This is a genomic window from Afipia sp. GW822-FHT03D08, assembly GCF_058801645.1.
On record NZ_JBXANK010000003.1, the window covers coordinates 734,934 to 748,322 of the forward strand.

Annotated in this window: 12 protein-coding genes; 6 read left to right on the forward strand and 6 right to left on the reverse strand. The window is 61.5% G+C overall.

What is annotated here, in order from left to right; translation table 11 throughout:
* Positions 1-13 precede the first annotated feature (13 nt).
* Complete coding sequence (locus AC1RM7_RS22765) at positions 14-1,642, reverse strand: fatty-acid--CoA ligase (RefSeq protein ID WP_006019078.1); 1,629 nt, start codon at positions 1,640-1,642, stop codon at positions 14-16.
* Between the two features lie 64 nt (positions 1,643-1,706).
* Between AC1RM7_RS22765 and AC1RM7_RS22770 the strand changes: the two genes are divergently transcribed.
* Complete coding sequence (locus AC1RM7_RS22770) at positions 1,707-2,705, forward strand: extensin family protein (RefSeq protein ID WP_024921894.1); 999 nt, start codon at positions 1,707-1,709, stop codon at positions 2,703-2,705.
* 50 nt (positions 2,706-2,755) lie between these two features.
* Here the strand turns inward: AC1RM7_RS22770 and AC1RM7_RS22775 are convergent, their stop codons facing one another.
* Complete coding sequence (locus AC1RM7_RS22775; protein WP_006019080.1) at positions 2,756-3,448, reverse strand: L,D-transpeptidase; 693 nt, start codon at positions 3,446-3,448, stop codon at positions 2,756-2,758.
* A 547-nt stretch (positions 3,449-3,995) separates the two neighbouring features.
* On the opposite strand from AC1RM7_RS22775, the gene AC1RM7_RS22780 reads away from it, so the two are divergent.
* Positions 3,996-4,970, forward strand: coding sequence for a magnesium transporter CorA family protein (locus AC1RM7_RS22780; protein ID WP_006019081.1), 975 nt, complete (start codon positions 3,996-3,998; stop codon positions 4,968-4,970).
* 14 nt (positions 4,971-4,984) lie between these two features.
* Here AC1RM7_RS22780 and ligD read toward each other — a convergent pair whose 3' ends face one another.
* Complete coding sequence (ligD, locus tag AC1RM7_RS22785) at positions 4,985-7,660, reverse strand: DNA ligase D (RefSeq protein ID WP_024921893.1); 2,676 nt, start codon at positions 7,658-7,660, stop codon at positions 4,985-4,987.
* A gap of 134 nt (positions 7,661-7,794) precedes the next feature.
* On the opposite strand from ligD, the gene ku reads away from it, so the two are divergent.
* Positions 7,795-8,667: a non-homologous end joining protein Ku gene (gene ku, locus AC1RM7_RS22790; RefSeq protein WP_006019083.1), complete on the forward strand. Its 873-nt coding sequence runs from the start codon at positions 7,795-7,797 to the stop codon at positions 8,665-8,667.
* Between the two features lie 2 nt (positions 8,668-8,669).
* On the opposite strand, the gene AC1RM7_RS22795 is transcribed toward ku, so the two are convergent.
* Positions 8,670-9,128 carry a MarR family winged helix-turn-helix transcriptional regulator gene (locus AC1RM7_RS22795; protein WP_006019084.1) on the reverse strand — a complete coding sequence of 153 codons (459 nt, stop codon included), beginning with the start codon at positions 9,126-9,128 and terminating at the stop codon, positions 8,670-8,672.
* A gap of 210 nt (positions 9,129-9,338) precedes the next feature.
* Between AC1RM7_RS22795 and AC1RM7_RS22800 the strand changes: the two genes are divergently transcribed.
* On the forward strand, positions 9,339-9,764 hold the full coding sequence (locus AC1RM7_RS22800; RefSeq protein ID WP_006019085.1) for an organic hydroperoxide resistance protein: 426 nt from the start codon (positions 9,339-9,341) through the stop codon (positions 9,762-9,764).
* Positions 9,765-9,821: 57 nt separating this feature from the next.
* Here AC1RM7_RS22800 and AC1RM7_RS22805 read toward each other — a convergent pair whose 3' ends face one another.
* On the reverse strand, positions 9,822-10,586 hold the full coding sequence (locus tag AC1RM7_RS22805; RefSeq protein WP_006019086.1) for an SDR family NAD(P)-dependent oxidoreductase: 765 nt from the start codon (positions 10,584-10,586) through the stop codon (positions 9,822-9,824).
* Positions 10,587-10,629: 43 nt separating this feature from the next.
* Positions 10,630-11,271 carry a pyridoxamine 5'-phosphate oxidase gene (gene pdxH / locus AC1RM7_RS22810; RefSeq protein ID WP_024921892.1) on the reverse strand — a complete coding sequence of 214 codons (642 nt, stop codon included), beginning with the start codon at positions 11,269-11,271 and terminating at the stop codon, positions 10,630-10,632.
* A 15-nt stretch (positions 11,272-11,286) separates the two neighbouring features.
* Here pdxH and AC1RM7_RS22815 point away from each other — a divergent pair, with 15 nt between their 5' ends.
* Positions 11,287-11,802 carry an RT0821/Lpp0805 family surface protein gene (locus tag AC1RM7_RS22815; RefSeq protein WP_024921891.1) on the forward strand — a complete coding sequence of 172 codons (516 nt, stop codon included), beginning with the start codon at positions 11,287-11,289 and terminating at the stop codon, positions 11,800-11,802.
* Between the two features lie 149 nt (positions 11,803-11,951).
* Complete coding sequence (locus tag AC1RM7_RS22820; protein ID WP_006019089.1) at positions 11,952-12,950, forward strand: DnaJ C-terminal domain-containing protein; 999 nt, start codon at positions 11,952-11,954, stop codon at positions 12,948-12,950.
* The last annotated feature ends 439 nt before the right edge of the window (positions 12,951-13,389 follow it).

The following is a 13,389-nucleotide window of genomic DNA, read 5'->3' on the forward strand; positions in this document are numbered from 1 at the left end:
CGATATCCGGCGATCAGGCCGCCGCCGTCGGGAATTGGTAGTCCTTGAACTGATCCCGAAGCGCGGTCTTCAGGATCTTGCCGGTGGCGGTGTGCGGAATGGCGTCCACGAACTGAACGTCGTCCGGCATCCACCATTTGGCGATCTTGCCGTCCATGTATTGCAGGATCTCCTCGCGGTTCGCCTTCTGCTCCGGCTTAAGCTGCACGATCAAAAGGGGACGCTCGTCCCACTTCGGATGATGCACGCCGATGACCGCAGCCTCCAGCACCTTTGGATGGCCGACCGCGAGGTTTTCGAGATCGATCGACGAAATCCATTCACCGCCCGACTTGATCACGTCCTTGGAGCGGTCGGTGATCCGCATATAACCGTGGCCGTCGATGGTCGCGACGTCGCCGGTGTCGAAGAAGCCCCTATCGTCGAGGATATTTGTCTCGACGCGGTAGTAGCCTTTCGAAACCGCCGGCCCGCTTACCTTGAGGCGGCCGAAGGTCTTGCCGTCCCACGGCAGTTCCTTGCCGGCGTCGTCGGTGATTTTCATCTGCACGCCGAACGGCGGATAACCTTGCGTCTGCAGGATATCGAGCCGGGCCTCGCCCGTCAGGTTTTCGAACGGAGGCTTGAGGGCGCCCACGGTGCCGATCGGGCTCATCTCGGTCATGCCCCAGGCGTGACGGACTTCGCATCCCATATCGACGAACGCCTTGATCATGGAGCGCGGCATCGCCGATCCGCCGCAGATCACGACCTTGAGGTCGGGCAGCGTCTTCTTCTCCGCGGCCATGTATTGCAGCAGCATCAGCCAGACCGTCGGCACGCCGGCGGTATAGGTCACCTTCTCGGTGGAAAGCAGTTCATAGACCGATGCACCGTCGAGCTTGGCGCCCGGCATCACCAGCTTGGTGCCCATGGTGGGTGCGGAGAACGCGATGCCCCAGCTATTGGCATGGAACAGCGGCACCACCGGCAACATGGTGTCGCTGGCGCGGGTGCCAAGCGCGTCCGTGTTGTTTGCCATCAGGGCGTGGAGAACGTTCGAGCGGTGCGAATAGAGCACCCCCTTCGGATCGCCCGTGGTGCCTGAAGTGTAGCACATCGCGGCTGCGGTGTTCTCGTCGAACTCCTTCCACTGAAAATTGCCATCGACCTCGGCGATCCACTCTTCGTAGGAGATCGCATTCTTCAGCGTGGTCTGCGGCATATGAGCCTTGTCGGTGAACACGATGAAGCGTTCAACGGAAGGCATCTTGTCGGCGATCTTTTCCAGCAGCGGAACGAAAGTCAGGTCTGTCATCATGATGCGGTCTTGCGCATGATTGACGATCCAGACGATCTGGTCAGGGAACAGCCGTGGATTGACGGTATGGCAAATGGCGCCGATGCCCATGATGCCGTACCATGCTTCGAGATGACGCCAGGTGTTCCATGCAATGGTGGCGACGCGGTCCCCGATCTTGATGCCGTGCTTGTCGAGCTGCTGGCCGACCTTCAGCGCGCGGGCACGAATTTCGGCGTAGTTGGTGCGATGAATAGGCCCTTCGACCGATCGCGTCACGACTTCCTGCTTGCCATGAATCGCCGCCGCGTGATCGATGATCCGATGACACAACAAGGGCCAATTTTGCATCAATCCAAGCATTCGGTATTCCCTCCTCAAGACATTCTTTTTGTTGGTGTGATCGTTGCTCCCCGAAGGGATTGGAATGAACTTTAGCGCGGACCACGCGGCCCGCAAATGGCCTTGTGACTGGCATGCCACGGGTCGGCTGCCGGTGCTCTTCTTTTTGGCGTTGGCGGCGGTCCTTACATGTGCCGCGTCGATGGAGGCAAGTGCCAATGTGCCGCTGCCGCGGCCACGGCCTGCTGACGCGCCCGCTGCGGCCGAGCCGGAAGGCGGTCCTCCCGATCAGGCGCCGTCCGTGCAAGAGCCTGCGGAGGCCAGGCCTCCCGAGCTTTCGGCGTGCAGGAAGGCGCTGACCGAAGATATCGCAATCGCGCCCTCGATCCCGCCCATCAAGGGGCCCGGCGGATGCGGCGGCGAGGACCTGGTGCGCCTTGAGGCGATCGTGTTGTCGCCGACCCAGCGGGTGGCGCTGAAGCCTGCGGCGATCCTCCGCTGCACCATGGCCGCTGCGGTGGCCGACTGGATTCGCACCGACATGGCGCCGCTGGCGGCCAAGCTCGGCACCACCATCAGTGAACTCGATAATTTCGATTCGTTTGAATGCCGTGGCCGCAATCGCGTCCGCGGAGCAAAACTCTCCGAACACGGGCTTGCCAACGCGCTCGACGTGAGGGGCATGACGTTTGCGAACGGGAATAAGCTGTCGTTGACCGATCGCACGGCGTCACGCGAGATCCGCGAGAAGGTGCTGGCCTCGGTCTGCACGCGCTTTACCACGGTGCTTGGACCAAGCTCGGACTGGTACCACGAGGACCATATTCATCTCGACCTCGCGCAGCGGCGCGGCAACTACAAACTTTGCCAGTGGGGCGTCCACGATCCGCTGCCGGCAGTCGCGCCGCTCCTCCCGGCCGAGCGGCCTGAGGAAGCTCCGCCGCGTCCGACAGCGGAAGAGAAGGCCGCATCCGGGAAGCCATCCGAGGCCGCACCGGAGGCCGCTTCAGAGGACGATGACGGCAAGCCGGCGGCGCCTGCGAAGCCGCGTGGCAAGTTGTCCCGGCGGAGCGGCGCTCAATAAAAAAGCGCCGGACTGACCGGCGCTTTTGATCTGGTTTAGTTCAGCGAAGCTTAGAACGGACCCGTTCCGCCGCCGGCGCCTTGCAGCGCCATCTTCGAGTTGTAGGGCGAGTCACCCTGCTTCGGGTCGAGCACCACCACGACCGTGCCCTGCTTGGCGCGGCTGTAAAGATCGATCACGTCCTCGTTGGTCATGCGGATACAGCCTGAGGAAATCGACGCGCCGATATATTCCGGCTGGTTGGTGCCGTGAATGCGGAACAGCGTGTCGCGATTGCCCTGATAAAGATACAGCGCACGCGCGCCGAGCGGATTGTCCGGGCCGCCGGGGACCGACTGCGGCAGACCTTCGATGCGCTTGTGAATGTCCGCTGTGGGGGTCCACTTCGGCCATTCCTGCATGTTTCCGACGCGAGCGATGCCGGAGAACGCGAGCGCCTCTTCGCCGACGGTGATGCCGTAGCGGATCGCCTTGCCGCCCTCCAGCACGTAGTAGAGATAGTGATTGTCGGAATCCACCACGATGGAGCCCGGCGATTCCTTGCGATGATAGTTGACGATCGCGCGCCGGAACGGCGCCGCCACTTCCACCTTCTCATAGCGCGCCTTGGCCAGAAGCTCCTTGTCGCGCGGCTTGAGGGTAGCTTCCGGTGATTTCTCGTAAGTGGCCGACGTCGCCTGCATGCAGCCGGCGAGCGAAAGACCTGCGAGAAGAACGATAATTTTTGAGCCGAACGAGGACATTCCGAAGTTCCAAAAGAGGGCGCGGGGTGTGTCTTCACGCCAAATCTAGCCGGAAGAAGCTTCCGATTTCGTTACCCTTATTTGCGCCGAAACGCGCCGATTTTCCAGCGCTTCCAGGACGGTTTTGCCATGCAGCACGCCACCTGTGGCATTTGCGCCTCAGGAGAAGGGGCGGTTAAACCGGAGGGTGCTTAAAGGCCCGGCAAAGGCCCGGATTTCGGGCCCTTCAGGCCAATCAGGACGTCCGGGAGGACGTCATTCTGCCGTCGTCCCGGCGAATCGATCTCCTTTTTGGATGTTGCTCCGGTTAGGAAAATGATCACGTCCTCGTTATTCATCGCCCGGGAATCGATGCGGCAGCCGCCGGTCGGATTCGTCCGTCTCCCATCGGATCGACCGGACCGGCCTGACGTCGATCGCTCCGGCTGCCTCGTCCCGCATGACAATTGTATGTCTCGTCGCCGTTCGTGCAGGAATCGAAGAGATTGCGCTTTGAGAGCAGATAGACGACACGTTGTTCGCGAAAGAGAGATTCCGGGAGTCGCATATGTTGTCGGTCTTCGTTCCCACCGCATCGTCGTTGAAGAAATTCGACAACGTCGAGGCCGACGCGCTGCCGCCGAACGCGATCTGGATCGACATGAAGTCGCCATCTCCTGGTGAAGACAAGGCGGTCGAAAAACTGGTCGGGATCGAAATCCCGACCCGCGAAGACATGCAGGAGATCGAGATTTCCAGCCGCCTCTATGTAGAGAACGGCGCGCGCTACATGACCGCGACGCTGATGTGCGCGGCGGATTCGCAGGCACCGCGGACAACGCCAGTGACGTTCATCCTGACCGATCACCGCCTTGTCACTGTGCGTTACGACGAGCCAAAGCCTTTCGCGCTGATTGCGGCGAAGCTCGCGCGGAGCTGTTCCCCGAGCATTACCGGCGATGGCGTTCTTCTCGAATTGCTTGATGGTGTCATCGATCGCTGCGCCGATATTCTGGAGCGCGCCGGCGCGGATGTGGATGCGGTTTCTTCGCAGATTTTCGAACCTTCCGCCGAGCGGGGCCACGCGCGCACCTATTCGCAGATTCTTCTGACCATCGGCAAGAAGGGCGACCTGACCTCGAAGGTTCGCGAGAGCCTTGTCTCAATCGGCAGGTTGATATCTTTCGTCACTGTCGAGACCGATGCCGGACGCTGGAGCAAGGAGCAGAAGGCGCAATTCAAGACCTTGCAGCGCGACGTGTCATCATTGACGGATCACGCTTCCTATCTGTCGAACAAGATCACCTTCGTGCTCGACGCCATGCTGGGTGTTGTCAATCTCGAGCAGAACAACATCATCAAGCTGTTCTCGGTGATGGCGGTGGTGCTGATGCCGCCAACGCTGATCGCATCAATCTATGGCATGAATTTCAAGGTGATGCCGGAACTGGAGCATCCCTGGGGTTATCCATCGGCGCTGATCGCAATGCTTGTCGCGGCGATCGGGCCGTATCTGTTCTTCAAGTGGAAGCGGTGGCTGTAATTCCGGCCAGGTAGCTATTTCGCAAGTTTCGCAATCGCCGCCTTGATAGGCCGCGCGGCGCTGTCGTAGTCGGCCCATGCCTTGGTCTTCGCGAGCAGCGCCGGCACGGTGCGCAACGTATACTTCATCGGATCGAGATCGCTGCGCACCTGCGCCCATGTCATCGGCATCGACACCGGTGCGCCGTCGCGGGCGCGCGGCGACAGCGGGGCCACCGCCGTCGATGTCCGGTCGTTGCGCAGATAGTCGAGGAAGATTTTGCCCTCGCGCTGCTTCTTCGACATGTTGAGCAGATAGTGTTCGGGGCTGTCCGCCGCCATCTGCTGGCAGACGGCCTGCGCGAACGCCTTGGCGGTTTTCCAGTCGATCTTGTCTTTCCTCGCATCCTTCAGCGGCGTGACGACATGCAACCCCTTGCCGCCTGTGGTCTTGCAGAAGCTTTCCAGCCCGAGATCCGTCAATCGCTCGCGCATCTCGCGTGCCGCATCGACGACAGCAGAGAACGCGACGTCGGGCGAAGGATCGAGATCGAAGACAAGCCGTCCAGGAACATCGGGCTCGTTCGGCGCACAGTTCCAGGGATGCAGTTCGAGTCCGCCGATCTGTGCCACCGCGACCAGTCCCTCGACGCGATCGATCTGCACATACGGCTTCTTGTCGCCGGACACCTTCACCAGATCGAGCAATTTCGACATGCCGGTCATGGCGTGACGTTGAAAGAAAGTCTCGCCGCCGATTCCGTCGGGGGCCCTGATGATGGAGCAGGGCCGGCCCTTGATATGCGCGATCAGCCAGTCGCCGACCTGCTCCATGTAGTGAGCAAGATCGAGTTTGGTGACGGGCTCGCCATCGCCACCATCTGGCCACATCGCCTTGTCGGGATTGGAGATCGTCACGCCCATGACGATGTTGTCGCCACCGCGCGAGGCGGCGCCCCGTGGGGAAGGAGTCTTGCCGTTCGTCTTCGCGGACAGTGTCGCGACATGAGTCCTGGCGGGCTTGTCTGCGGTTACCTCGCTTGCCGATTTGTCCTTGCGTAATCCCTTGAACGCAGCCTGCCGGACCATGTTGTCCCCGGTCCAGCCGGCGAACTCGATCTCGGCCACGAGCTCCGGTTTCAGCCAGTGCATGTCAGATGTCTTTTTTGGCGCGCCTTCGCCGCCGAAAGGACTCTTCGACGCTGCGTTGGCCTTCAGTTCAGGCATGATCTGCTTGACGGTGGCCTGTCCGTAGCCTGTTCCGACGACGCCGACATAGGCGAGGTGACCGTTGCGCGGCACGCCGACCATCAGCGAGCGGAATTTGCCGCCGTTGCTCTTCCATCCGCCGATCACGACTTCATGCCCGGCGCGGACCTTCGCCTTGGTCCAGCTATCCGAGCGTCCTGAACGATAGGGTGCGGTGACCTTCTTCGACACGATGCCCTCAAGCGACAACGCGCGCGCGGATTCCATGATGGCGTTGCCGTTGGACTCGAAATGCTCGACGTAACGGATGGTTCCTTCATCTCGCTTTCTCTTGCCGTCGAGCAGAAGCTTGAGCCGTTTCTTTCGCTCTGACAGTGGAAGCGGCCGCAAATCTTCACCTTCCGCGAACAGGAGGTCGAACGCGAAGAAAATCAAATCGCTGGTCTTTTCGTCCGACAGTGCTGCCTGTAACGAGGCAAAACTCGGATGGCCTTCGTGATCCAGCGCAACGACTTCACCATCGATGATGGCATCAGGAAGCTTCGCTGCCTGTTTGGCGATCGCCGAGAATTTTCCGGTCCAGTCGAGACCTTTACGCGTACTCAACGTGACGTCGCCGTTCTCGATCCGCATCTGGACCCGATAGCCGTCGAACTTGATCTCGTGCACCCAGTTGCTGCCGGAGGGCGGGTTCTCGACGGATGCACACAACTGCGGCTCGACGAAATCAGGCAGCTTCGTAACGCGCTTTACGGCGGCTCTTGATTTTGCGTGTTTGGCAACGGGCTTTTCCTTTGCGGCCGAGGTCTTGGCGTGGCCCTTCCTGCTGCGCTCGTCAGCCGCGAGACCTTTGTTTGAATCCCATACGGCATCTGCCCCCGCGCGCTTCGATTTGCCTGTCATGAATGGCGTCGGCGCGGGGCCCTTGCCCGCCGCGATCTCTGCCATCGTGCGGCCTGATGCGACGGACGTGTCGTCGTCGAGAATGTTGTTCGCCTTGCCTTCGCGAACGTATTCATCCCGGTGCTTGATCAACAGCCAGTTGGTGCGTTTGCCCCCGTTGCGGTCGTGCTTCATCCGCACCAGCACCCACTCGCCGTGGAGCTTGCCCCCCTCCAGCGCGAACTTGAGATCGCCTTTCTTGAAACCATGCTCGGGATCGTCCGACAGCCAGTAGCCGCGATCCCAAATCATTACGGTGCCACCGCCATACTGCCCCTTGGGAATGGTGCCTTCGAAATCGCCATAGTCGAGCGGATGATCTTCCACTTCGACGGCCAGGCGCTTGTCTTTCGGGTCGAGGGACGGGCCCCGGGTTACCGCCCATGACTTGAACACGCCGCCAAACTCCAGCCGCAAGTCGTAGTGCAGCCGCGTCGCATCGTGCTTTTGAATGACAAAACGTCGCGCCTTGGCCGGCGCCACAGGAGTACGGCCGCTCGGCTCTGCCGTCTTGGTGAAATCACGTTTTGTTCGGTAAACCTTAAGTTTCTTTTGGGCCACGGCGAGGCATTCCCAACGGTGCAATAAACGCGGAACAATTGTATCATGCGCCATCAGGCGGGAGTTCAGGAACCAAAACCTGCGGCTCCTGTTGGGGTTCCGTCCCGGGTATGCGTTTGAGTTGGAGGTCGCCGATGTTGCCGCGTGCGTACTGGAAGGGTTCGCTGAAGCTGTCGCTGGTCACTTGCCCCGTGGCGCTCTATCCCGCCTCGACGACGGTCGAACGAACCCGGTTTCACATGATCAATACCGAGACAGGAAACCGGCTGAAGCAGCAGATGGTCGATTCCGAGACCGGTGAAGTGGTCGAGAAGGAACAGAAGGGCCGCGGCTACGAAGTCAGCAAGGGCGAGTACGTCCAGATCGAGAAGGAAGAGCTGGAAGCTGTTCAGCTCGAGAGCAACCACACCATCGACATCGACAACTTCGTTCCGCGCGACGAGATCGACCGCAGATATCTGGACAGTCCCTATTACATGGTTCCGGACGGCAATGCCGGCCTCGACGCCTTTGCGGTGATCCGCGATGCGATGAAGGATCAGGATCGCGTGGCGCTCGCGCGCGTCGTTCTGTCAAATCGCGAACGTATCGTGGCGATCGAGCCCCTCGGCAAGGGTCTGCTCGCCACCACGCTACGATATGCGTACGAAGTGCGAAACGAGGAAGATTTCTTCGCCGACATCAAGACACCGAAAATCTCGAAGGATATGGTCGAACTCGCTTCGCATATTCTCGACAGCAAGGCGGCGAATTTCGACGCATCAAAGTTCGAGGACGAATACGAAAACGCGCTGAAGGCCTTGGTCAAACAGAAGGCTTCGGGCAAGACCATCAAGTCTGTCGAGAAGCCCGCGAAGGCCGACAACGTCATCAGCCTGATGGATGCGCTGAAGCAGAGCCTGAAGGGCAAGGCGCCCGCACAGCGTCCGGCGCGCGCATCCCGTACCGAGCCCCGTACTGCAAAGAAAGCAGGCCGCTCGACTGCGCGACAAAGGAAGGCTGGTTAAATTTACGCCGCCTGCGCGGCAAGCAGCTTTTCGCGCAGCGCCTTGATGTCGTCGGTCAGTTTCATCACCTCGGGAATCGTGAGGTTGGTCGAGCAGCCGATCGCTTGCGGAATCTCGATTGCCTTCTGCTTCAGCTCTGTGCCCTTCGGCGTCAGTTGGATCCGTACAACCCGTTCGTCGTCCTGATCGCGGGTCCGGCGCACCATGCCTGCCGTTTCGAGCCGCTTGAGCAGCGGAGTGAGCGTGCTCGATTCCAGCAGGAGCTTCTCGCCGATCTCGCCGACCGTTCTGCCGTCTTTTTCCCACAGCACCGCCATCACCAGATACTGCGGATAGGTCAGTCCCAGCGGGTCGAGCAGGGGCTTGTACAGCCGTGTGAAAGCATGCCCTGCCGAATACAGGGCGAAGCAGACGAAATTATCGATCTTCAGCAGATCGTCCGCAGTTGGTCGGGCGGCCATGGCCTGTCCTCAAAGTGTTTCAGCAAGGGATCACACGTATTTAAGGCGCGCGCGATTGAATCGCGCAACGCATTTTTGCAGGGCTGCCATTCCAAATATATGTTGTACGATTATATCGTGCGCGATATAAATGGCATTGTTCAGTTCCCCGGCGGGAGGCAGCGCAAAGTTGTTGGTCCGCCTCTCGAGTGAAACCCCAAGGAGAAATCCATGCCCACCAAAGTTCTCTATCGCACCCAAGCCACTGCAACCGGCGGCCGCGATGGCAAAGCCTCGACCACGGACGGCACGTTTCAGGTCAATCTTGCGACCCCGAAGGAGCTCGGTGGCGGCGGCGGACCGGGCAACAATCCCGAACAGCTTTTCGCAGCCGGCTATTCGGCCTGTTTTATCGGCGCCATGAAGGCGGTTTCGGGAACGGTCGGCGTCAAGGTGCCAGCGGATGCGACCGTGACTGCTGATGTGGGCATCGGCCCGCGTTCGGAAGGCGGCTTCGGTCTCGATGTTGCGCTCACCGTGGCGCTGCCTGGCCTCGATCGCGCCGACGCGGAGAAGCTGGTTGCCACCGCGCATCAGGTTTGCCCGTATTCCAACGCCACGCGCAACAACCTCGACGTGAAGCTCAACATCGTCTGATTTTGCGGCGAGACAAACAAAAGAGCGGGGCGTCGGCTCCGCTCTTTTCGTTTGCGCCTACACGTGCTGACCGCCGTTGATGTGAATCTCGGCGCCGTTCACGTACGAACTGGTTTCGGTGCACAGCACGTAGATGATCTTCGCGACTTCATCCGGCGTGCCGAGCCGGTGCATCGGAATCTGTTCGTGAACGATCTTGTCGGTGCCCGGCGACAGGATCGACGTATCGATCTCGCCCGGCGCAATCGCATTGACGCGCACGCCGACGCGGCCGAAGTCGGACGCCATCTCCCGCGTCAGCGCGGCGAGCGCTGCTTTCGATGTCGCATAGGCCGCACCCGCGAACGGATGTACGCGCGAGCCTGCGATCGATGTCACGTTCACCACCGATCCCTTCGCGGCTTTCAGTTCTTCGATCAGCCCGCGTGCCAGCATGACAGGTGCGAAGAAGTTGACGCGGAACACATGGCTCCAGACGTCGACATCGGTGTCGATCGAGCCCATCCGCGCGCCGCCTTCTCCCTTGGGAGAGATCGCCGCGTTGTTGACCAGCGCATGCAGTACGCCGCCCTCGAGCCGCTCGCGGATTTCATCGATGGCGCGTGCCGTGTCCTTGTGATCGGAAAGGTCGACCTGGATGTGATCCTCAGGGCCGGCGTCCCAGGGGCATTGCTCGGGAAACGGATGGCGCGAGCAGGTGATGACGCGCCAGCCCGCGCTGGAAAAGCGGATCACGGTGGCGTGGCCGATGCCGCGGCTGGCGCCGGTCAGCAGCAAGGTGCGCTTGGGCGCGTTGGAATCCGCGGGAGTTGAAGTCGGCATGAATGAGGGTCTCGCCTTCGGGCGTTAGCGTTCAGGACATCAGTTACGGATAGAGCCGCGTCTTGCTCCATTCGGCATCGGGGGCCGCGCGGCGGAATTCGATGCGGTCGTGCAGGCGGAACGGGCGGTCGTGCCAGAATTCGAAGGCCTGCGGCGTGACGCGCCAGCCGCTCCAGCCCGGGGGGCGGGGGACCTCGCCGATAGCATACTTGGCGGCGTTGAGCGCAATGGCTTTTTCGAACGCCATCCGGCTTTCGAGCGGCTGCGACTGCTTGCTGGCCCAGGCGCCGATCTGGGCCTGCTTCGGACGGGTCGCGAAATAGGCATCGGCCTCGGCGTCGGTGACCCGGCTCGCGGTCCCGCGAATGCGGACCTGCCGGCGCAGCGATTTCCAGTGAAACAGCAGCGCGGCCTTGGGGGTGGCGGCGAGCTCCCGGCCCTTGGCGCTGTCGATGTGGCTGTAAAACACAAAACCGGCGGTATCGAAGCCCTTCAGCAGCACCATCCGCACGTCCGGCAGCCCCTCCGGGTCCACGGTCGCGAGCGCCATGGCGTTGGGATCGTTCGGTTCGGACTTCACCGCCTCGGCAAACCACACCGCAAACAGCCCAAAAGGCTCGTCCGCGGCGGTGAAATCACCGGAAATTAACTCACCTGGGGTTTTGATGGAGTGTGGACCGTTCATGTCTGGAGTATCCGGTTGCGTACCCTGGCGCCTCTTCGTGCCAAGCGTGTTCTCGAGCGTTCCTTATATAGGGTACGCGAGGGCCGCGGCCTATCGCCGATCGGGCTTGTCACGGCTGCTGTGCTGGTGGCCGTCGGCTGCTCGTCCGGGGGATGCAGCATGGGGCCCTTCGGAAAGGACGCCAAAAAGGACGGCATGTCGGATGTCACCGGCTCGATCGGCCCGATGATCCGCTCCCACGACGACACCAATCTGACCGACGCCGATCTCGCACTGGCCCGCAACGCCGCGTCCGATGTGCTGACCCGAGGGCAAAAGGACGTCAGCCAGCCCTGGGAAAACCCGGAAACCGGCGCGCGCGGCTCGGTCACGCCGCTGGCCTCCACCTATACGACCGAGGGGCGGACCTGCCGGGATTTCCTCGCCAGCTATGTGCGCGGCGCCAATGAAGGCTGGCTGCAGGGTGAGGCCTGCCAGCAGGGCAAGGGGCCCTGGGAAATCCGCCACATGAAACCCTGGAAGCGCAGCTAGGCCGGTTCGATCGCTCGACCAGGACCGCCCAACTTTGTAGTTTTGACACCGTTCCGGGTGAAACCCGTTGCGGGATTGTCACGAAAACACCACATCAGGCCAAAGGGCCGCTCGGCCCGAACCTGAATTCCTGCAAGGAGACCGAACGAATGCGCGACCCCTATGAGGTCCTGGGGGTGCAGCGGGGTGCCACTGCTGCGGCGATCAAGAGCGCCTATCGCAAGCTCGCCAAGAAGCACCACCCCGATGCCAACAAGGGCGACCCCAAAGCGGCTGAACGCTTTTCCGAACTCAACATGGCGAACGAAATCCTCGGCGACGAGGACAAACGCAAGCAGTTCGACCGCGGCGAGATCGATGCCGAAGGCAAACCGAAGTTTCAGGGTTTCGACGGCGGCTTCCCCGGAGGCGGCGGCGGACGACGCGCGGGCCCAGGCGGCTTCGAATATTCCTTCCGCACCGGCGGTGGACCGGGTGCCGGCGGCTTTGCCAGCGGCGGCGCATTCGAGGACATCCTCAAAAGCATGTTCGGCGGCCAGGCTGGCGCCGGAATGGGCGGCGGTCCGCGCGGCGGCGCCAGCACCTTCGAATACGACACGCCGTTTGCCACCGATCTCGATGTGGCCGTCGCGATGACGGTCGCGCTTGAGGAAGCCATCAACGGCGCGACGCGGCGGGTCCGTCTGCCGACCGGCAAGGAGCTCAACGTCAAGATTCCGGCAGGTGTCGCCGCCGGTCAGCAGATCCGCCTCAAGGGGCAGGGCGAAACCGCGCCCGGTCATCGTCCCGGCGATGTGCTGATCACGGTGAACATCGCGCCGCATCCCTACTTCAAGATCGACGGCAACGATCTGCGTCTCGATCTGCCGGTCACGCTGTACGAAGCCGTGCTCGGCGCGAAGGTGCGCGTGCCGACGCTCGACGGCGCGGTACAGCTTTCGATTCCGAAGAATACATCATCGGGCCGGACGTTTCGTCTGAAGGGCAAGGGCATGCCGATCAAGGGGGCATCGGGTGCCGACGGGTTCGGCGATCTGTACGTCACCACCCGCATCGTGTTGCCGGATGCCAATGACGCGGAGCTTGAAGCGCTGATGGAAAAATGGCGCACCGAGCACCCGACGAATCCGCGCAAGGATTTCGAATGAGGCGTGCTGGGTCATCCTGAGGTGCGAGCCGCGTTTGCGGCGAGCCTCGCAGGATGCGGGCTTGCGTTCCCTGCCGTCATCCGTTGAGGCTCGCTTCGCTCGCACCTCAGGATGACGGCAATCAGATTTTCGCGTTGTTCGTGATCTCTCTCCGCGTGGATGTGGCAGTCATCGCGCGCGACACTCACAGATATCATCACCGGCCTTGTGCCGGTGATCCCGATTTTCAGATTCAATTTTCAAACAGCCACTTTGAAATTCCGCGCGCGCACGCGCATTCCTCCCGCGCATCGCGCGAGGTGAGCTTTTCGTTGTGCCCCTCACCGCGCGCACGAGGCCTGCCTCGTTCGCGCCCTCAATATGAGGGGCATGGAGCGCCGCGAGGCGCACCTTTGTATCGTCTCGCTTCCGGCATCGCGTGCGAGGCGATGTGAGGTCC

What these genes read in the sequence shown, in the direction of transcription:
- AC1RM7_RS22765 (WP_006019078.1), bottom strand. Translation starts at nt 1,642, where the DNA reads ATGCTTGGATTGATGCAAAATTGGCCCTTGTTGTGTCATCGGATCATC.
- AC1RM7_RS22770 (WP_024921894.1), top strand. Translation starts at nt 1,707, where the DNA reads ATGAACTTTAGCGCGGACCACGCGGCCCGCAAATGGCCTTGTGACTGG.
- AC1RM7_RS22775 (WP_006019080.1), bottom strand. Translation starts at nt 3,448, where the DNA reads ATGTCCTCGTTCGGCTCAAAAATTATCGTTCTTCTCGCAGGTCTTTCG.
- AC1RM7_RS22780 (WP_006019081.1), top strand. Translation starts at nt 3,996, where the DNA reads ATGTTGTCGGTCTTCGTTCCCACCGCATCGTCGTTGAAGAAATTCGAC.
- ku (WP_006019083.1), top strand. Translation starts at nt 7,795, where the DNA reads ATGTTGCCGCGTGCGTACTGGAAGGGTTCGCTGAAGCTGTCGCTGGTC.
- AC1RM7_RS22795 (WP_006019084.1), bottom strand. Translation starts at nt 9,128, where the DNA reads ATGGCCGCCCGACCAACTGCGGACGATCTGCTGAAGATCGATAATTTC.
- AC1RM7_RS22800 (WP_006019085.1), top strand. Translation starts at nt 9,339, where the DNA reads ATGCCCACCAAAGTTCTCTATCGCACCCAAGCCACTGCAACCGGCGGC.
- AC1RM7_RS22805 (WP_006019086.1), bottom strand. Translation starts at nt 10,586, where the DNA reads ATGCCGACTTCAACTCCCGCGGATTCCAACGCGCCCAAGCGCACCTTG.
- pdxH (WP_024921892.1), bottom strand. Translation starts at nt 11,271, where the DNA reads ATGAACGGTCCACACTCCATCAAAACCCCAGGTGAGTTAATTTCCGGT.
- AC1RM7_RS22820 (WP_006019089.1), top strand. Translation starts at nt 11,952, where the DNA reads ATGCGCGACCCCTATGAGGTCCTGGGGGTGCAGCGGGGTGCCACTGCT.